Annotated in this window: 14 protein-coding genes; 3 read left to right on the top strand and 11 right to left on the bottom strand. The window is 41.3% G+C overall.

Annotated features, from left to right (window positions below; genetic code table 11):
* Window positions 1-24 precede the first annotated feature (24 nt).
* Window positions 25-1,227, top strand: coding sequence for a DUF4929 family protein (locus GQF63_RS11775; protein ID WP_160369431.1), 1,203 nt, complete (start codon window positions 25-27; stop codon window positions 1,225-1,227).
* Window positions 1,227-4,034 (top strand): M16 family metallopeptidase, encoded by a 2,808-nt coding sequence (locus tag GQF63_RS11770; RefSeq protein ID WP_160369430.1) that lies wholly within the window; start codon window positions 1,227-1,229, stop codon window positions 4,032-4,034. The genes GQF63_RS11775 and GQF63_RS11770 overlap by 1 nt, the downstream gene beginning before the upstream one ends.
* Window positions 4,035-4,145: 111 nt before the next feature.
* Here GQF63_RS11770 and GQF63_RS11765 read toward each other — a convergent pair whose 3' ends face one another.
* The 6 genes from GQF63_RS11765 to GQF63_RS11740 form a co-directional block, all read right to left on the bottom strand.
* On the bottom strand, window positions 4,146-5,063 hold the full coding sequence (locus tag GQF63_RS11765) for a bestrophin family protein (protein WP_160369429.1): 918 nt from the start codon (window positions 5,061-5,063) through the stop codon (window positions 4,146-4,148).
* A 78-nt stretch (window positions 5,064-5,141) separates the two neighbouring features.
* Complete coding sequence (locus GQF63_RS11760) at window positions 5,142-7,088, bottom strand: hypothetical protein (RefSeq protein ID WP_160369428.1); 1,947 nt, start codon at window positions 7,086-7,088, stop codon at window positions 5,142-5,144.
* A gap of 10 nt (window positions 7,089-7,098) precedes the next feature.
* Window positions 7,099-7,917 (bottom strand): N-acetylmuramic acid 6-phosphate etherase, encoded by an 819-nt coding sequence (locus GQF63_RS11755; protein ID WP_160369427.1) that lies wholly within the window; start codon window positions 7,915-7,917, stop codon window positions 7,099-7,101.
* A gap of 24 nt (window positions 7,918-7,941) precedes the next feature.
* Window positions 7,942-9,297, bottom strand: coding sequence for a DegT/DnrJ/EryC1/StrS family aminotransferase (locus GQF63_RS11750; protein WP_160369426.1), 1,356 nt, complete (start codon window positions 9,295-9,297; stop codon window positions 7,942-7,944).
* Window positions 9,298-9,636: 339 nt separating this feature from the next.
* Complete coding sequence (locus tag GQF63_RS11745; protein WP_160369425.1) at window positions 9,637-10,386, bottom strand: DeoR/GlpR family DNA-binding transcription regulator; 750 nt, start codon at window positions 10,384-10,386, stop codon at window positions 9,637-9,639.
* Window positions 10,387-10,541: 155 nt separating this feature from the next.
* Entirely contained in the window at window positions 10,542-12,866 is a 2,325-nt protein-coding gene (locus GQF63_RS11740) for a TonB-dependent receptor (RefSeq protein ID WP_160369424.1), read from the bottom strand.
* 194 nt (window positions 12,867-13,060) lie between these two features.
* On the opposite strand from GQF63_RS11740, the gene GQF63_RS11735 reads away from it, so the two are divergent.
* A complete protein-coding gene (locus tag GQF63_RS11735; RefSeq protein WP_160369423.1) occupies window positions 13,061-14,152 on the top strand; it encodes a cadherin repeat domain-containing protein in 1,092 nt (363 codons plus the stop codon).
* Between the two features lie 74 nt (window positions 14,153-14,226).
* On the opposite strand, the gene GQF63_RS11730 is transcribed toward GQF63_RS11735, so the two are convergent.
* The 5 genes from GQF63_RS11730 to GQF63_RS11710 form a co-directional block, all read right to left on the bottom strand.
* Entirely contained in the window at window positions 14,227-15,048 is an 822-nt protein-coding gene (locus GQF63_RS11730) for a hypothetical protein (protein WP_160369422.1), read from the bottom strand.
* Between the two features lie 213 nt (window positions 15,049-15,261).
* Window positions 15,262-16,302 (bottom strand): zinc-dependent alcohol dehydrogenase family protein, encoded by a 1,041-nt coding sequence (locus GQF63_RS11725; RefSeq protein ID WP_160369421.1) that lies wholly within the window; start codon window positions 16,300-16,302, stop codon window positions 15,262-15,264.
* Between the two features lie 158 nt (window positions 16,303-16,460).
* Window positions 16,461-16,991 (bottom strand): hypothetical protein, encoded by a 531-nt coding sequence (locus tag GQF63_RS11720; RefSeq protein ID WP_160369420.1) that lies wholly within the window; start codon window positions 16,989-16,991, stop codon window positions 16,461-16,463.
* A 67-nt stretch (window positions 16,992-17,058) separates the two neighbouring features.
* Window positions 17,059-18,279 carry a purple acid phosphatase family protein gene (locus GQF63_RS11715; RefSeq protein WP_160369419.1) on the bottom strand — a complete coding sequence of 407 codons (1,221 nt, stop codon included), beginning with the start codon at window positions 18,277-18,279 and terminating at the stop codon, window positions 17,059-17,061.
* A 590-nt stretch (window positions 18,280-18,869) separates the two neighbouring features.
* Entirely contained in the window at window positions 18,870-20,198 is a 1,329-nt protein-coding gene (locus GQF63_RS11710) for a MutS-related protein (RefSeq protein ID WP_160369418.1), read from the bottom strand.
* Between the last annotated feature and the right edge of the window lie 104 nt (window positions 20,199-20,302).

Below are 20,302 nucleotides of genomic sequence, written 5' to 3'. Positions count from 1 at the left end.
ATTCACTAAAACAATAATCAATACATGAAAAATTACTTAAAAAGGGCATTAAGCCTTTCTGCCGTAACTAGCACTATCTTAATCAGCATTTTGGGATGTAGTAAAGACAACGATATTAATTCATACCAAGGGAACAATCATATTGTACTAAAAGCTAATTCCAGCCAATTTATAAAGAATGACGGTGTTGATGAGATTTTGATTGATGTACTACTGGTAAAAACAGTTAATAAGGATATTGAATTGGAGTTTAAACTTGAAAACAATTTAATTGATGGACAGGAGCAGCTCGAAATTCGCGACTCGAAAGTCGTTTTTAAAGCAGGTGAAAAGAAAGCGCAGCTTACAATCAAGAGTAAAGCGAAGGCTACAATTGGTGAGAAAAAAGATATTTTACTGAATTTACTCCGCAATAATAGTCAGATAAGCCTCGAGTCTCCTCTGACAATCACCTTGCAACCTCTTCAAAAATTTGAGCAGTTGACAGGTGAGCAGATCAAACTTTTAGATACCTATAAGAGCAAGGGGTTGAATCTTTATCCTTTAATGGGCGAGGTTTCGCTAGAAGGAACGGTAATATACTTTGGAAATGGATCACTTGAAACGATGTACAATCGTAAGGTTTCAACGATTAAGGGAGTTAGTGTTTTTACCCTAAGTGAAAAAGCCACAGCAGAAAAACCTGTTCTAAAAATGGTTTCCAACGCAATGGGATTAGAAAGCTATTTATACACCTTATTTAGACAGCTAACTATTGAAGATAAAGAATATTGGAATAATGAAGGCCAAAATGCACCACCCGCTCCTAAAAAGATTATGGAATTAATCGGTCTTAGCCCGTCTTCGGCAGAGTCATTTCAACTTTCATTAGATAATATAGAGATTGATTTAGAAATTAAAACGATTTCCTTTATTGAACCCTCAAGTTATAACAATGAAATAAATATTGTCAATTTTACTTATACTTATTCTGCGTGGGAACGACTAAAAAAACTCATAGAAGCTAATAATCCCATTGCAATCGAAAATAGTGAACAGGGTGGTACAGTGAATCCTGCTGAATACCTCAATACTGATAATATTCTTGAAGATGTGTATCCCGGAAATCAAAGTATATGGAAAGCATCTACAGCAAAGCTGTCCGACCAATCTCTTTCGTTCGATTTTCTTATGGGGCACTCAGGTGCTGGCAACTACATTACAGTATCTGTCAAATACGTATTTTAATGGGTAGAATAATCAAAAGGTTTATTTTTTGGTTAGTTTTTAGTTTTCCTTTCATCTGCTATTCGCAACATACAGATAATTTGTCGAAAGACGAGAAGGCAGCATTCGGGAGGCTCGATAATGGCCTCCATTATATTTTGCAGCCAACAGTTGGTGTAAGAACTGAATACCGGCTTGTTTTAAACGTAGGTTCTCTTCAAGAAAGAGAGGATGAACGGGCGTATGCACATTTTCTTGAGCATGCTGTTTTTAATCATGCCATAGATTTTCCTAATAGAAAAATAATTGATACCCTATCTAATTTAGGGTATCAGTTTGGTAGAGACATAAATGCGTATACCACCTATGACCGCACGGTCTTTTCGTTATCTATTTTAGACTCAAGCTTAGAGAAGCTATCATTAAACATCTTATTAAACATCTTGTCGAAAGCAGTTTTCAGAGATGAGGATATTGAGAAAGAAAAAAATATTGTATTTCAGGAGATCAAAGATTATAAGCAGCAAATTTTTTCTGAGCAAAAGCTATTAGCAAGTTCATATGAAAATAGATTACCAATTGGCCAGATAAAGGATGTTGAGCTGATCGAAATACCAAAGCTTATTTCATTTTATAGAAATTGGTACCGACCTGACCTAGCGACATTAATTATTACCGGAAAACTCGATACAGCACAAACTATTTTAAATATAAATAAGACTTTTGGAAAGGTTTTCACACCGAATAGGACTGTTCAGCGGCAACAGAATTATTATAGTTTTAATCCTGTTTCGGATGGGAAACTATATAAAAACAAGGATTCGTCATTGAAGGTCAACAAATTAGAGATTATCCGTTTCACCGAATCTGGTTTGATGAAAACAAAACAGGACTTTAGGCGGCATCTGGTAGAAGATCTTTACAAAAAATATTTGGTATCCAAGTTAAGGCAGGCAAATACTATGATTCAATATGAATCAATTTGGTATTTACCCCACCAAAATGAAAATGCTTTGACTATTAAATCCATGAGTGAAGATGAGCAAATAAACAGGCTACAAAGTGCAGCTTCTGTAATTGGCGCAATAAACCGACAAGGTATCGCGGTAGACGACCTGGAAATAATCAAAAAAGATTTTTTAAAACATTACCCCTCCAATGCCTACCCAATAGAGGCAAAGAATTTAGCAGATGCTTATGTGGATGAAGTTGCAGTTGGCCACAACTATCTTTCTAAGACACATAAAGACAGCCTAACGCTACATTTTTTATCGCAAATAAATCAAGAAGATATAAATAGAGAACACAATAAAATATGGTTTTTGAATAAAAAAAATGTATCCTATTTTTTTGAATACAATTCAGCATTGTTTGATATTAATGCCTCGGTTTTAGATAGTATCTGGAACACAGCTTTGAATTCCCCTTTGCTATTGAGCAATCTAACTGAAAAGAAAGAAAACCATACCTCAAAACTAATATTTAACTGGAATGAATTACCCAAAGTAAAACATGATGGTAATGGCCTTTCAGCTATATTAGAAGAAAGTTTTTATGCCGGAATTGGAGTGACGGAATTTGTATTGAAAAATGGCATTCGCCTTGCCGTTAAACCTATTCCGAATGTCAAGGAGACGATCTTTTCATTTACTGTTAAAGCTGGACTAAATCAATTGCTTGAATCGGAATATCCTTATTATCAAGATGCTTCTTATTTTATTGGAGAGTCTAAAATTTCTGGTTTAAGCACGGATATATACAATTCAATGCTTATTGAAAGAGGCCTCTCTATTTTAACGTACATGTCAGAGGATGCAACAACATTGAACGCAGTTAGTTTAGAAGGTAATCTAGAAGATCTATACGAACTAACTTTTCGGAAGCTATATGCCTATTCAATGCCAGTAGAAGACTTTGAAACATATCGAAAAGAACAAATTCAACAATTAGGAAGAGAGCAATTATCCTCACCTTTTGATCAGTATTCCAGTATGCGCTTAAAGAAGAGAATTTCATTTTATCAAAGCGGTGATCCAAGCTTCGAATACAGATTAAAAACTAAGGAGGACTGGGCTAAAGTCAATTTAAACAACATGTTTAGATTGTTTGATCTTTCTGCAAGAAATCTTGATTCTGCATACATACTCATATCTGGAAATGTCAATATTGAGGAAGCCAGGAATAATTTTGTCGATTACTTTAGCCATTTAAAGGCGGATTCCTTATCAATAGCCAAAGGAGTATTTAGGAAAAGTCAGACGGTCAGCATCCAGAATAACAATCCGGAACTCGCCGACAGTACTCGTGTTGAAGCCGCAATTGTTTTTCTTTGTCAGATGAATGGCACTCTGAAAGATAATGTTATCCTAAATATAATCAACTCTTTGATTAACGCTGAGTTTTTATCTTTTTCTAGAGAACAAGAGGGATTAAGTTATTCTCCCTATACAAATCTCAATATGATGGGTTCAAAGAAACCTAAAGCATCTATTACAATTGGTTTTTCAACTGAAAAAAGAAATCTAGAGCGTATGGAAAAGTATTCAATTGAATTGATTAAGCGAATCTGTAATAATACTATTAGTAAAGCCAAATTGAAGAGCCTAAAAAATACCATCGTTAATAATAAAAAAAGCCATTTGGCAATGGCAACCCCCCAAATGTGGGTAGAGCAACTTAGGACATACTATTTACGCTATGGAACTATTTCCTCGCTGGAGAAATATGAAGTTTTATTGAACTCAATTACAGCTAGTGATATACAGTTAGCCGCCAAAAGATTACTTTCAGAGAAAAATTACAAACTTTTCTATGAACCATATGATTAGCTGCGTTTAAAAATCGCTAAGAAACATCTGAATTAGTCTTTTCATAGCCATGTCCATATATACCTAAAAGCATGGCTATGAAAAAATCAACAAAAATATTTAAATCAAGCTTTAATCAATTATCTCCTTGCCAACCTTCCTTCCCTTTTCCACTTCCTTCCCTGCCATTTCAAATATCGTTTCTTCAATAGTTTCAGCCATTGCATTTAATGCCAAGTCGTTTGGTTCATTTCCAAAGGGCTCTTCAATTTCATCGGCAATAGCTTCGAAAGCCACAAAAGTATAGGCAATAAATACCACGAGTATCGGCATAAACCAGCCTAAGGAATCTACCAATCCGAAAGGCATCATGGCACAATAAATATAGACAGTTCGATGCAGAAGAACGCCGTAGCTATACGGAATTAAGGTATTATGAATCCGTTCACAACCACCTAAAATATCGGCTAGTTTATCTAAATTCTGATCCATTCTTGCGAATTGAATGGAATCTATCCGGCCTACAGCTTGTGCAGCTTGCAGGCGTTCGGCAATTAACTTCATGATAATAGCCGGTTTATACTTAGCCGCCATCACCAGAGCCAGGGTCTTTTCATCCATGCGTTCCGACAATTCAGCCCGCGGATCGGTATCCCGAAGCTGATGCTTCAAGGCCAATACAAAGGAGCTAATTAAGGCCACCATCTCCAAGGTAAAGGCTTTATCTTCCCCGGTATTATTAAGTGTTATTACTTGCCTGGTCAGGGACCTGGAGGTATTCAGCAATTCGCCCCACAGTTTTCTGCCTTCCCAAAACCGCTCATAGCTTGCATTATTTCTAAACCCTAGGAACAAGGCCAGCACGAAGCCAAATAAAGTCAATGGTGCCGGATTTAAAGGCACCTTAAAGGAGAGTATTGTTCCGTGAAAATAGACAACAGCAATAGAGAATATTAATAGTAGTACGAGTCTAGGTACCAAGGAAGGCAGCACCGAACCACGCCACACAAAAAGCATTCTAAACCAATGCTCCTTCTTTCTGATAATCATAATAATCGAATATAGCCCTTCAACTTAAGCAAACTTCCTGTAGGATGCAATAATGAAGGAAAAAAAATCCCCCCCGCCTCACCTATTCTTCTTCCGTATTGCCTCAATAATCACCTCATGCACATTCTCCGGGAAAACATTCGGTTGTCCATACCAGAAAAAGGAATCCTCCCCTTCGTAAATCCTCGCTTTGATATGTCTGCTTGTTGGCAAATAGCTGGAAACATCATTGCTATATCCAGCCACGCTCACCATTTTACCTGGCCACAATTGCTTCACGGCCAGGCTATATTCCGTGGTAGTTTCGCGCGAAATGCCCAGCAACTTCCAATTACCGATGTTCAGCGTTTGGATATAGACCGGCATTTCACGAGGCATGGTCCCCGTTTCATAATAAGAAAGCATCAAATTCGCCCAGCGCACGCGCGATTCCGCATACAGATCCCCGACGAGTTTTTCCTTTTCGGCTTTCAAGGCCAGGAGATCCTCCTTTGGCCAGGGTCGTGTTGGAAAGTTGATGGTATCCATGCCATAGTTAATATCGCCATGAATCTCTTGCAGCTTATCTCCATCTAAAATCCCTTTCACCGCATTCGCCAGCCTTCTCCCCGTCACCTTATAATCAAGATCTACGGGATTGATATCGCCGCCACAGCCCTGCAAAAATATAGGTCGCCGAACCTGCGAATGATGAACAAGCTGCTCCCGAGCTTCACCCGGATAATTCGCGCTAAGTTTGTAAAAGTCCATTTCATTCGACGTAAATACAGGGTGGCACCCCGCAAGAAACAACACATCGGAAGCTTCTTGATTTTTATAGGCAATCTGAACCACATCTACAGCATCATCATATGGCAAGTTATCACCGCGCAGATTTCGGTTTCGACCGATCTGCACCGTATCTCTACCAAAATATAAATTGGCTTCTTTTTCGCTTTTAATAGCAGCCTTCGCCACGTCTAATATCCCCTGCTTCACAGTTGTCCGTAAATACAAACTATCCGGACGCTGGCAATGCTCGCCCCAGGTTGTCCAGCGCTGTGTAACGGGTGCAAAATGTGTATGCGAGGAATTAATCAATACCGCTTGTTTAGGCAGCTTATAGCTTGCCGCAAGCTCCTCTTTCAGCAGGTTCACAAAATCTCCATCCAGACCACAGACATCCAGGCTCACAATTAGCACCCGTTCTGCCCCTTTTTTAATGGAAACGGCAGAGGCTGTTAAATTCCCGTCCGTATGTTGTCCGGCTTTATAGAAGTTTCCGCGCCCATCAAAGCCAAAAACAATACCTTGATCGGCCCCGATGAGCTTAATCTCTTCCGGCAGATTCTTATCGTTACGTATCGCTTTACGCATCCAATTCCCATCCGGCTCCAAATACAATAATTCAGTATCTGTTAAGGCATACAAACGTCCAGCATGAACCAATAGATCGATAATACCCGGTCTAACGGCCAGCTGCTGTAGCTTGTAGTCTCGTCCTGTCGGCAAGGCTTCCCAAACCACACCCGCTCGATCCGCAATAATGAAATTCTTTCCATCTTTCACGATAGCCACCGGATCATCCACAGGAAGTTTAAATCCTGCCGATTTCCATCGCATCTTATTTTTCAACTTCGCAATAAAAACTTCCTTATCGTTCCGCAAGCCATATAGCTGTTTGTCATCTGAAGTCAGTAAGGATAAACCTTCCAGGTTTCCAATTGTTGATACTTCAAGCTTGCCATTCTTGTCATATTTGCGAACCTCCCCATTGGTTATGATAAAGAGTTTATCTTTCGTGAAGGTCATATCGGCTACTTGAAGCATGGAATCTCCGATCTTCTCCCAGCGCAAGGAAAAGCGCCCATCGCGAGGGCCGCCATAGCCAGCCAAGGATAAAGAGATGATGTTTGACCCAGGCTCCAAACTAGTAGACCCACTGCCTACTTGATAATGGTAAACTTGCCCCAGCAGAGCAACCGGCAGGAACCCTAACGATACCACGAAAAATAAGGCAACAAAAACAAGCTTAAACTGCTTCATAAAGTGATTTTTAACTTTTATTTGCGTTGATTAAGGTATCTAGCGCCTTGCGGACTCCACCATGGGCTAATACCAATCTTTTGGCTGACTCGTAATCATCCATGTGCGATTTTTCCATAAACATCCGCACAGCACGGTCTACAGCCTTATCGTTCATTAACGCCATATTCACCATGCTATTATCTTCCACCCGCCCTAACCGAATCATAACCGTTGTACTAATCATATCAAACAGCATCTTCTGCGCTGTTCCACTTTTCATCCGCGTACTTCCAGTAATAAACTCTGGACCCGTAATCACCTCCACCGGATAATCCGCAAATTGCGCAATCGGTGAATCCGGATTGCTCACGATGCAGCCCGTAGGGATAGCATGTTCACGACAATTTTTCAATGCTGCCAGCACAAAAGGCGTTGTGCCACTGGCAGATATACCAACCACTATATCGGCTGTACTAATTCCAGCTGCCTCCAATTCATGCCATCCTTCTAATATATCGTCTTCTTTCTCCTCTAAGGCTTCCACTAAATTATGAACACCACCTGCTAAAACGACATTCATCAAATCCTTAGACACACCAAACGTATTTGGTATTTCAATCACATCCAACACCGAGAGTCTTCCCCCACTGCCTGCGCCTATATAAAATAAGCGTCCCCCTTGCTCCAGCTTCTCCACGATGGCCGTAATTAAGGTGCTTACTTGCGGCAAAGCCTCTTGAATGCGCAGTGCCACCTGCTGATCCTCCTGGTTAATCCATTTGACCAGCGTATCCACATCCTGCTGTTCCAGGTGGCGATAATGCGATGATTTTTCTGTTATTCTCATGGTAATTTGTTTCTTATTGATAGATTAAACGGCTTTTTTTATGGCTGCGGCGTGTTTCTGAATTTTGCGGATAGCCTCGGCAATCTGCTCCATATCTTTTCGTGTACCCAGTAGCATATTTTGCATAAACCAGGCCGCTTGCTCGCCACATAGAATATCATTCTGGGGGCAGGCATTGCTCTCTAACCATTGCTTCATCCGTGGTTTCCCATAAATCTTCTGGTAATGGCGGTTCTCCGCTAAGCTTTGCACATATTCACTTCGGTTTAGCGGGCCATATCCCGGCGAACAGGCCAAACCTTCAGCCGCCAGGGCTTTAATAAACTGGTCGCGGCTCATGTTTGCAAAATGCTCCTTCAAATACCTAAACATATAAATATGGTAGGCACTTCGCGTGGTTCCCTCATATTGCTTTGCAGGCACAATACCTGGAATGGTACGCAATAAACTATCTAAGTAAAATGCATTTTCTTGACGTCGTTGCACTTGATCTTGGAGGCGTGTCATTTGCGATAACAAAATGCTACTCTGAAATTCAGTAATCCGTAAGTTCGTTGAACGCGTGCCAACACGATCTTTAAAAGATTTATCGATACCTTCTTGCACTTGATGATGAAAGGAGGAACAGGCCTTATAGAAATTTCCGTCATTGGTTACAACCGCCCCACCTTCGCCACAATTAAGGTTTTTAGAGGATTGAAAACTAAAGGCGCCGGCAAGACCATGGTTACCCACCTTAACACCGCGCCACTCCGCCATATGGGCCTGACAAGCATCTTCGATGAAAGGAATGCCAGTTCGTTTCGTAATTTCTATAAACTTATCAATGTCTACTGGCGTACCACCTAAATGAACAGGCATAATAGCTCGGGTATTGGTGGTAATGGCAGCATCCACCTTCGTGGCATCAATCTGCGAGGAGCTAAGGTCCGTATCCACAAAAATGGGAAGCGCATGGTTCAACACCACCGCATTATAGGTAGCCACAAAGGTATAAGGCGGAATAATTACTTCATCGCCCGGACCAATATCCAATGCGCCCATAATGGCAGTCAAGGCCGATGTGCCACTATTGACCGCAAGCACATGTTGTGCCCCCAATAAGTCAGCATAAGCACGCTCAAAATTCCCGGTAACCGATCCATTTAAACGCCCCCATAGCCCACTCTGCAATACCTTTTGCAAGCCATCGCCTTCCACTTGCCCAAAGATGGGCCAGGCAGAACCTGCACCGGTAAAGGCTTTCTTGCCGCCTAAAATCGCCGGCTTCCCATCTTGCCAAGAAGCTAATGAAAAATGAGGGAAACTACTTATCGCAAATCCAGAGCCCAGGATGGCTGCATTTTGCAGGAACTTTCTTCTATTTAGGTTATTATCCATATGAATTGAAATTAATGAGGTTTAATTTTTGTGTTTAACAGGATATTGCATAAACGATGTTGCGCGAGATGGCAGCAACATTGAATTGGTTAGTTTAGCATCTATAATGCAAGATAAATAAAAAAAATAATTACTTGCAAGTATTTTGCATTATTTTTTCTGTTATTATGCTGTTTTAGCTTTGCGATGCGTAAAAAATGCTGATTACAGCAAGTAACTACGTAAAAATGTATCAGAACAATCGCTCTTAAAAAGCGAAATCCCCCAGCCTGCACATTCCTTCTCTGAAATGCTGCAAGCTGGGGGATAGCTATAACCCGCTAAGGCAGAAAGAATTGCCTATAGCACGTTAATGTTCTTTTGCACGAAACTAGCTAATTGCGGATCAGTAGGATCTAACTCCGTAATCAGGTAATCAATCTCCTCAATCCCACATATCTTCAACCATTTTTGCGTATTTACCTTCTCCGAAATACAAACCACTACCACCTTTTTAGCCGCCCGTATCAAGGCCTTTTTCACTTGTACCACTTCCCAATCGGCATCGGTAAGCCCTGCTTCCGAAGAAAAGGCATTCGCCCCCAGGATACAATAATCAGCACGTAAATTCGATAATTGCTCCACCACGCTGGAACCAATATAAAGGTTGCCATTTTCAATAAGCTTGCCGCCAATGCCAATAACATCTAGGTTGCCATGCTGCGCAAGCACAATACCTACCTGCGGACTAATAGTAATAAAAGTTGCCTTTAATTGACTGGGAATCAATTTCGCCATCTCCAATATCGTGGTCCCCCCCTCGGTTAAAATAACCATATCATTTTTAAACAAAGACAAGGCCTTTTTTGCGATAAGCTGCTTTTCTTCAGCCGCATAGGTTATATTATCGGAATTAAAAGGGGAAACAAAAGATTTGCTAATGGCTCCACCATGCACCTTGGAAATAAGACCCTGTTCGTCCAATTCCGCGATATCTCTTCGGATGGTGTCATTTGAAACTTGCAAAAGCTCACTCAATTCTACCGAATGAACTTTATTATGCAAAGATATTTCCTTCAGGATAATCTCTTGACGCTTATTCTTTTTCATCTGTACAGTTAATTTGCTCAGGTTACTAGCATTCGTTATTGGGCTGAATTTACATTCAAGCATACAATATTAATCAAATAAATAGCAAAACCACGCAAATTAATGCAATATTTTTGCGTTTTATTTGCAAGTTATCGCTAAGCAACCCTTTCATTTTAATGGCTAATACAAAAATTACATCGCATTCCTAAGGCTACGCAGCGCCCTGCCAAAGGGGTTAAATACTTCATCAGCGATTGCTGTGGTCGGGCTTCCATATTCAACAAGTTATTCCCCGACACATAGCTCAGCAGCTTATAGCCTTTCCATGTAAACTGCATTTCCAGTCTTGCGGCAACAAGCGTGTAGGCAGGCATCGCCGGCTCCGGATTAATCTGTTTTCCCAGATACTTTTGTTTGAGGTACTTATCGACACTTATTTGCAGTAATAGCTTATGATATGCGGCTTGCGCCGAAACACCATAGCGACTGCTAGGTAGGTTTGGCATATAATCACCATCAGACCATCTTCGCATGGCATTGGAATCGGAATTGATGTTCTTTACCAAATCCATAAAGCCGGAAATTTGCCAAGGCTGCTGCTTCAACCAAGTTGATTGATAGGTTATTTCGGCTTCCATCCCTTTTAGTGTAGTTGCTGCTGCTCGCCACTCCTTAATCGGAAAGCCCCCAGAACGAGCCATCCCCGTATGCCCTAAATACAAGTAATCCTGATAGTTATTGAGATACACATTGCTGGCTAAGCTAAGTTGCCCAACTGCAGCACCTAGGGCGAGCTCGTAAGCCCTTAAACGTTCCGGATTCAACTTATCATTTCCATTTTCTTCAATCATTAATGCAAAATGATCGTTTCCTGCATACAGCTCATTGAGCGCAGGCGCACGCTCGGCATGGCTATACTTTCCTTTGATATAGGCTTTCTCAAAGCAGGTATAACTTATTTCTGAGGAAAACTGTTGCAGGCTAAAGTTGCGCTTATTTAAGTTGCCACCGGCCAGTCCGCGACCAGGTTGATAGCCATCCGCCTTTAGCACCTTCCGGGCTAGCCAATCGTGTCGATAGCCCAAATCAAGAGACAGGTTCTTCCATTGCAAATGCTGCATCGAAAAAATTCCCGTCTCTCGGCTATGGGCACTTGGCAAATACCGTTTTACACCGTCGGATAGTAAGTTTAATGCTGTCTCCTCCCAACCAAATTTAACCTGCCAAAACACCAAGGGTTGCAGGTTAATTTCCGTGCGTAAAGCCTGCTGATGGCTGTTGAATTTATTGACCCGATAAATACCCAGCAACTCCCGATCATCGCCATAATGATAAGCATAGCGGATCAACACCTCCTTAAGCAGCTTGTCCTCCTGAATATAGCTCGCATCTGCTTGCAGCCTATGGGCTAAAGCCTGACTATTGATCGGGTCATAATGTAGTGCCGGCATGGAGCCATTATGATTATGGGAATGCTCTAGTTTCTTTAGCATAGCAACTCCCGGAATGCCGTAATCACCCTCATTTGCCTGATAGCCAAACCCAAACCTAATAGGCTTGAGAAAATAACTGAAACCAGCGTGAATAGCACGGCTACTGGCATGGTTATTCGGCATTTTTCCTTTTTCTACCGGCACATAATCATGAATCCCATACACAACTCGATGAGATAAGGGTAAATTTCCATCTTGCCCCGCTATATAGTCTTTATTAACAGGGTTTTCATAAGCCTTTCCGGCCAGCATATAATAGCGATCGAAGGTATAAACATCATCTGCCGTAAGGCCCCATTTCGGATCATCCAAGCGTTCCATCGCCAATTTACTGAGGTATGGAAATAGAGATTTATCCAATACCCAATGGGCATCCACATGTACCTGCGCGGCAACTTCCGTCATGGCATCGATATCCGATTGATATACGAATGCAGGCTTACTATCCCCCGGAATACGCACAAGCGCTTGTTGCTGATTAAAGCCCCCCAGGTTCCATGCCCAGCGTTTCCCCATATTCCCGCTTACGGAAAGGGTCTGCCGATGCCCCCAATGGTTATTCATCTCTGCTCCCACGGTTAATCGTGTCTTTTCTGGAAGCAAGTGTGCAGGTATGCTTTGCTCCCGTAGGTTTACAGCGCCACCTATCGCCTGTCCACCATACAGCACTGTTGAACTGCCCTTATGCATCTCAATGGAAGCCATATTGCCTAAATCAACAGCAATAGAAAAGTTAGGGCTGATGCCACTTAGCTCGTGAAAAGAAAGACCATTTTGCAATATCTTCACCCGATTACCCGACAAACTACGGATCATAGGAGCAGAAGATGTAGCCCCATAGGCGGTTTGTTGAACGCCGGGCATTCGGTTTAAAGCAGCCCCTAAACTAGAGGCTTGACTGCCTGTTAATGTATTTGCATTCAAAGTCGATTGCCCCAATTGTTGACGAACAGTTTCTTGTATAATAATTTCAGTTAATTTTATTTCTTTTAAACTATCTTTCAAATTTTTATCTTGCGCAAAAATTACAGCCCCATTAAGTATGGAAACTAGTATACAAAAGGAAGATAGCAAAGTTTTAAGTAGCATTAACAGTGATTTTAGTAAATGCAAAAATATAAAATTAAAATAATTATTGCAACATAGTTGCATTATATAGCTATATTGTTTTATCTTTGCGTTAAATAAATTACACCTTAATGAAATTAAAAAATTACCCTGCCCTCCTAGCTAGCCTTGGCTTGTTTAGCAGCTTATTACAGTTCTCCTCTTGCAACAAAGCCGAACCCTTTCCTGAACAAATTGAATTTGAAGCCCCAAAAAGTTTTGAACTAAAATTTGGAACGGATACCCTTATCGATTTCTCAAAACAACTCGTAAAATACAAATCCATAAATGTTCAATTAGATTTTAAGGATAACCCCGATTTATTGGTCAACAGCTCCTACCGCTTGCAACAATTGCTAGCAAAAGCCATCACATTTGATCATAAAACCTTAAAACTGCATATTAACAGCAGTCTGCTCTATCCCAACGGGAGTAAAAACCACAGCCGCGATATCAGCATTCCGGAAAACTTTAGCGTAAAAATGACCTTGAATACCTTCTCCGGTACTTTACCTGCACAGCAACAATTTAACTTCAAAGTTTTACCCCTTGATTTGGCAATTAAAGGTGCTACAAAAGATCATAATCATCAATTCAGCTATGCACTTTACAGCGCTGAAGAAACAGCATTTCCATTGGAAGCGGCGGAATGGCTAAACCAAGGTGCTTATTGGCACCTGCCAGAACCTCATGACAAGCAAGTGAGCCTAAAGGATAATAAGATTGTATTTGCAGGCACCGAGGGTAACCTAACGAATCAAGAAGAAAAAACTTATAATGTAGCCCCGGAATTATTAAAAGACGATTTCCCGATTGCCAAGCTTCAATTCCGCAGTATTTTTATCCCGAAAATTCAATTTGTATTCGGCACCTATTACCCCGAATATAACTTCAGCGTGAAATACAATTACCTCATTGTCAATTTAAATGAAGGATATACCTCGCAGGCACCTTCTCTTTATCCGGAAAAATACAAGTCGAAATTTGAACTCGTTAAGATTGAAAAAGACGGACAAGCCTTTAGCGATTCCGATAAGATCTTTTCCATTAATACAGAAAACGGAGTTGTTTCCACGAAAGAAAAGAATAACCTGAAGCCAGGAAGTTATAAACTGACCGTAAAAGCAATTACAAGCACCGGAATTGCCTTAGAAACGACCTTAACCCTCGTATTAGAAAAATAGCATACTTTTTCTCCCTTATATAAAAAAGGCCATCTTCTCTCCGGAAAAGATGGCCTTCATTGTTAAACTAAAAATTATTTTTTCACTTCCTCCACTTTTATCGGAGGTAAGGGTTTTCTAAAATGATTCTCGATAAAGAGCTCCTGCCCTTTTGAATTGCTGATCTCTACATCGTTATACCGACCTCTTAAGCGAATGTTTAAGGTTTCACCATCGCCATTTTCCATGGCAAAACTCTGCCGGCTATGCACAATAAAGGTTTTCTTCTGCTCCTTCCCTTCCATTACCCGAAAAATGCCCGACTTCTCTTTGATGATAGTGACTTGCCGCCCCTCATTATCCGATATCACCACATTTCCACTTAATTTCCTGCTGTATTTCAGCTTATACCCATCTTCCGCTTTAATTTCCAACCGTTCGTTCAAACTTGGTTTCGTCTGCATAATATATTGATGGCCCTTGTTGGTGGTATATTTAACACTCCATATGCCTTGGGTGCCTGCTCTTACCCAAACCCCATTACTGGTTTCCATCGTCAATCGATCATCATAATCTTTGGCAAAGGATATAAAATTGCCGACTTCATCCGACAACTCAAAACCGCCGGAGCGATGGTTTTCCAGCATCAATAAACTGTTGTCGTGAATGGCCGACCAGGTATCATCCGTAAACACTTGAAACCATTGAACGGCCATATAGGTATCCAAACCGAAAAGCTCCAGGTAAACAACAGATAATAACTCTTGATCTACGGCTCGGTTAAAAAAGGCCTCATGCGCTGACAGCGTACTATCGGTAGCGAGCATTTGGAAGACTGCAGGTTTTGTTGATTGCGCTGCCGCTTGATGAACAGGAAGCAAAAAACACATAAAACATAAAAGGGATAATAATTTCATAATAAGATACGATCTATAGATTATTCATAGTTGCTTGGGTCTTCGTTTGCCCGCGCTATACATAAAAGACCGTAATAATGTGCAAACGTTTAATTGATTAGAAAATATTTTAACACACTGAAAGCCACCCATTTATTGTCTTTATATAAGCAAGAAGGCCTAAAATTTAAAAATTTCAGGCCTTCATTTTATCCCATTCGGGTAAAGAATCGACTAATCAGCATTGATAATTACTTTCATACTGTTTTCCTTGGCAGCATTTAAAAATACCTCGTAAGCCTTTTCTATTTCACTTAATTTAAAATAATGGGTCACCAATCTTTTCAGCGGCAACTTTTTCGTGGCTACGGCTTTTAATAGCATCGGGGTGGTGTTGGTATTCACCAATCCGGTGGTAATGGTGAGGTTTTTAATCCATAAGTCTTGGATTTGAAAATCTACCTTTTGGCCATGTACACCTACATTGGCAATATTTCCACCGGGTTTTACGATGTCTTGGCAAAGGTCCCAAGTTTGAGGAATCCCCACGGCTTCAATAGCCACATCAACGCCTTCTTTGCCAACAATAGCCAGCACAGCATCCTTAGGATTTACTTTTCCAGAATTTATGGTATGGGTGGCACCAAATTGTTTCGCCATCTCCAGGCGATTATCATCCATATCGATGACAATAATAATTCCCGGCGAATAGAATTGAGCCGTTAGTAATACGGACATCCCCACCGGACCAGCACCAACGATCGCAATGCTATCCCCCGGCTTCACATTTCCATATTGTACCCCAATTTCATGGCCTGTAGGAAGAATATCACTAATCATAACCGCTACATCATCATCAATGGTATCGGGAATGCGATGTAAACTATTGTCAGCATGTGGTACCCGCACATATTCGGCCTGCACCCCATCGATCATATGGCCTAATATCCATCCGCCATCCTCACAATGTGCATATAATTGTTTTTTACAATACGAGCAAGATCCACAGGAGGTAATGCAGGAAATAATAACCTTATCCCCCACTTTAAATTGAGAAACACTGTTCCCAATTTCCTCAATAACCCCGATGCCTTCATGCCCCAAGGTGGTACCCTCTTTCATATACAAGTTTTTACCCTTGTAAATACCCAGATCGGTTCCGCATATAGTTGTTTTCACCACCCTAACGATGGCATCAGTTGGTTTTAGGATGACAGGTTTTGATTTTTCTTCCAGGGAAATTTTATGATCCCCACGATAAACTAGAGCTTTCATATTATAATAATTTAATTATTAAATATAATAGAAAGCTTAGGCTCATAAAATGATAATCATCATATATTTTAAGCCATTAACAGTGGTAACCAACTGTTAGTCAGCCATTTCAATACATTGTTTAGGCGAACATACCCTTTTCTGACAGGAAAGAAAAATTAGGATTTCAGCATATTCATCTGCTTCATTGTCATATTTATCCAGGCATTTTTTTCTTCAAAAGTACTCAATCCATGATCTTCCAATGCTTCCAAATAATTCTTTAATATTTCCTTAATATGCGGTAAGTTCAGTTGTTCACCTAGGAAAATAACATCTTCGTCTTCCCATTCATTCTCAATCCATTCCGTCACTTCATTCAGAAAAAGGCCTTCCCAAGTCTTTACTTGCAGATTGTCCATATCCCCTTCCAGGTAATAGGATACAAAACCATCCTTTTCCTTATCGTAAGCAAATATTTCGGAACCGTTTAATTCTAAAAATGGAATATAGCGAGCAGTTTGATAAGTCTGTTGTTCATTCCCATTCAGGGCGAGTATGCTATAAGGTTTTGCATAATTATAGCCAATGAGCTCTGCCACCTGCTCATCTTTCACCTGTTCGTCAAAAAGATCTAAAATAACCTTTGGCAAGCCTAATTTTATGACCAGCTCGCGCATGTCTTGTTCTGTTACTGCTTTATTTTCCATTGTACGTGCAAATTATGTTTTATTTCTAGTTTATGTGCTTTAAAGCATCCGGCTATGTCTTGGCTTCTTAACGCTTCACCTCGCCCAATAGCTTTCCACTTTCATGTATTAACTGTAAATGCAAATTCTGTGCCTTAGCCTTTAGACTGATGATGGTTCTGTTCCCTTCCTTGGGGCCGCCGCCAATCACGATGGGGAAATTGTGCTTTCCCGCAACTGCCGGATGCACTTTCGGTTGATGGGTATGGCCACAAATCATTACCGAAATGCCTGATTTATTTAAGATATCACCCCACAGTCCGAAGGAATGTGTCGCCGCATGAATGGGCGAGCTCGCATAAAATGGAGGGATATGGGTAATCACGATTCGGTGTTTGGCTTGTTTAAATTCCGGTTTTTCAACCTCCTGCTGCAGCCAACGTGCTTGGGCTTCCCGGTAGGCATCAAATTCTATTAATCCCCAATTTACAGGATCGGAATCCGGCCGTGCCTCGCCAGAGTCCAGGATAAGGAAATAGGCAGGCCCTTGGCGAAAGCCATAATAAAAAGGATGCGGATCATCCAATAAATAGTCGGTAATATGCCGCGCATACCAATTCCAGGTTTCGTGGTTTCCCCGCGAGTAGAGCACCGGAACTGAGGACGCACTAAGAGCCGCCATAGGCGCTAATACATTGCTAATAAAATGATCTTCCGACCGCATATTGCTCACCATATCTCCATTGAGCACATAGAAATCAGGCTGTGCCGCAGGAACCAGCTTCCGCAATAATCCAAAGGATTCGGGGGTTTCATGGATATCGTTATAGATAAGGCAATAGGCCTCCTGCCCATTCGGATTCACAGCATGCAGGCTCGCTTCCGGCGTCAGTTCTTTGGTTCCGAAAACAGCATCTTTACGTTCCAATTTCTCTACGGGCGTCGCTTCAATTTGATAATGGCAGGTCTGTCCGGGGGATAAATCAGTCAGCTTAAAATGATGGATAGTTCCTACATGGGCCATGCCGTTTCTTACTTCCCTGGTTTTGCGGTCTAGCTGCTTGGCTGTAGTTCCATAGCTTAACCAACAAGCTGTGGGCTCCTTGGTAACCACAACAAGCTGCATACTGTTTTCGCCAGCACGTAATACCAAGGGTTTGCACTTAAACAGGCTATCTTCTGCTAGGGTCGCTGTGTCAATCGCTCCAAAAGCAGAGGTCGAGGATAATCCCCAGGTGCCAATCAGCAAACCCGCTGTTTTTAAAAATGATCTTCGGTTAAAGGATGTAGGTTGATCTATCTCTTTCATACTGTTTTTAGTTTATGGGGAACAACAGAGGCTCAAGGCCTTATGCAGTATTAAAAATAAAACTTATGTTTCGGAATATTGTAAAAGAGTTAAAAAATCTTTATTAAGCTTTTATTAAGGAATGGGATGGATATGGGGCTTTGGAGATGCTATGCTTTCCTTTTGCAAAGGCGTAGTAAAGCCCTTTGCAAAGGGGATTGATACGGGTGAGAAAGGGGTGAGAAAGGGAAGTGAAAAGGGGGAGATCTAGAGGGGTGGGTTCGATGGGAGCTGTCATCAGTTTGTTATCAGTTTGTCATGGTGAGCGGAGTCGAACCACGAACGACTGGTACGTCAGTGCGATCAATAATGCATAAATTGTTTATTAACAGCGTTTTAAACAAACATACCGCAGTGTACTACTTATGTTTTAATTATTTAATTGATTGATAAAAAAGAAAATTATGTTTGTCGATTGCACTGACGTACCAGTCGTTCGTGGTTCGACTCCGCTCACCATGACAAATTGATGCCAAAATGATGACAAATTGATGACAGCACGATGACAGGCCACAACCCAGTATAAACGCCCAAAAAAAAAGCAATTTCCCCTACCCTTCTTTCCTCAAGCTTTCTATCGATTCAAAGACGCCGCTGTTCTTCAATAACCACATGCCGAGTTTTTCTTCGGCTATGCCTTCCGTTATTTTATAGGTAAAAATTGGCATTCCGTTTTCATCATTATCGATGACCATTTTGCGGAAATCGACGAGCGGGCAATCTTTAAGTTTTTCGGAGAGTTCTGTAATATGGGAGGAGACGATGACATATGGGCCGTCGAGTTTGGCCAGCTTATCCATGACTTCCAGGATGGCGTGGGAGGCGTCGCTGTGGTTGGTGCCTTTGAATAATTCATCGAGAATAATTAGGGCATTGCTGTCGGGGCGCAGCTGATCGATGATCTCCTTCAAGCGGATGGCTTCTACATAGAAATGGCTATAGCCCAGCTCCAGGTTATCTTGCAGGTTGATGCTGGTAAATAAACCGTCGAGGATATCGGTTTTTAGACCATCGGCGGGTACCGGGAAGCCAATATGCGTTAAATACAAGGCCGTAGCAATGGATTTGATTATAGAAGATTTTCCGGCCATATTCGCTCCGGTTAAGAACCAGAGTTTTTTATTTTGATAAATCGTCAGGTCGTTTTTCACGGGTTTGCGGTGGAAGATGTGGTACACACCTTGCATGTTGATCTGTCCGGTTTCATTTTTCTGAAATAACTCCGGGTAGCAGAATTCATGCTGATGGGCCACCTTGGCCACCGCCAAGTAAGCATCAATTTCATAGAAAAAACGAATGATCTTGCGCATATTGGCAGCCAGGTCATAACGGATCAGGCGATCGTAATATTCGATATTGAAGATATTGACCCGTAGCTTATCGGCATCCGGGGTTTTATTCTTAAAAAACTTACGTAGGCATTCCTCGCTTAAGGCAATCATTTCCTCCATATCGGGATATACCTTCAGCGCATTAACCTTCTTATAAAAGTGAACACTGTTGATCAGAAATTCGCAGGCTTCAATAATAGATCGCTTGCGGTAATAATAAATCGGCGAGCGTACGCCGATGAAATCTAGAAAGGTTAACGAGGCCATGCGGCCGGAGTGGGAAGCATTGACATACTTTTCCAAGTCCTTTAAGATCACCCGAAAGAAGGGGAAATCCTCCTGAACAACGGGTGCCAAGCGATGGATCTTGGTTTGTCGATCCATAATGGCGTCCTTATCGGTTAGTGGCGTATAAAAAATATAGCGCAGGAACTCCTGCCCGCCTTCCGTAATGGCTTGATCAAAAAAATCTAAGAGGTTCCGGCCGGTGCGGTCGCGTAGCTGAAGATCTTGTAAGGTTTGTTGGTCAATTAGAAATTGTGTCGTCATATGCTAAGCCTAATATACAATAAAATCACATTAACTAGCTGGAAACGCGCTGCTTGAATAAAAAAAAATTGCTTTTACGGAGCATAATCCGTTAAAAAAGGGGA

It is taken from the genome of Sphingobacterium humi (genome assembly GCF_009768885.1).
In the GTDB taxonomy this organism is placed as follows: domain Bacteria; phylum Bacteroidota; class Bacteroidia; order Sphingobacteriales; family Sphingobacteriaceae; genus Sphingobacterium; species Sphingobacterium humi.
Note: the sequence above shows the minus strand (reverse complement) of the source record. Positions and strands in the feature narration are given on the sequence as shown.